The sequence below is a fragment of the Staphylococcus sp. EG-SA-2 genome (assembly GCF_017152085.1).
This window is the reverse complement of the sequence record NZ_JACYHC010001124.1, coordinates 1-700: the sequence shown is the minus strand read 5'-3', so window position 1 is coordinate 700 and position 700 is coordinate 1. Positions and strand designations below refer to the sequence as shown.

Sequence of the window (700 nt, the reverse complement as noted above, 5' to 3'; positions counted from 1 at the left end):
ATGGTATCGGAAGAATTGACCATGTAGAAAATAGACTTGTAGGTATCAAATCAAGAGAAATTTATGAGGCACCTGCTGCAGAAGTTATTTTAAAAGCGCATAAAGCATTAGAAACGATTACGTTAACGAAAGATGTCGCACACTTTAAACCAATCATCGAGAAGCAATTTGCTGAACAACTATACAATGGACTTTGGTTCTCACCTTTAACTGATAGCTTAAAATTATTTATTGATAGTACTCAGCAATACGTAAGTGGTGATGTCAGAATTAAATTATTCAAAGGTAATGCCATCGTAAATGGTAGAAAATCACCTTACACATTATATGATGAAAAATTAGCAACTTATACAAAAGAAGATGCATTTAATCAAGACGCTGCTGTTGGCTTTATCGATATCTATGGTTTACCTACTCAAGTAAATTCGATGCTACATGGAGGCTATAGCAATGAGCAATAAAGCTTGGGGCGGTAGATTTGAAGTACAACCTGAAGAGTGGGTTGACGACTTTAACGCATCCATTACTTTTGATCAAACGCTCATAAATCAAGATATCGAAGGCAGCATTGCACATGCAACTATGCTTGCGAATCAAGGCATTATTAGTCAACAAGACAGCGAACAAATTATACAAGGACTAAAATCTATTCAACATGATTATCATCAAGATCAAATTCAATTTAGTGCATCATTAGAAG

The 700-nt window shown here is 35.0% G+C and carries 1 protein-coding gene and 1 pseudogene; both read left to right on the top strand.

What is annotated here, in order from left to right; genetic code table 11:
• Window positions 1-461, top strand: a 461-nt coding sequence (locus IDG60_RS18615) for an adenine nucleotide alpha hydrolase family protein (protein WP_206161048.1), incomplete at its 5' end; no start/stop codon positions are given.
• Window positions 451-700: pseudogene (locus IDG60_RS18610) on the top strand (lyase family protein); the annotation flags it as partial. The gene IDG60_RS18615 and the pseudogene IDG60_RS18610, both read left to right, overlap by 11 nt.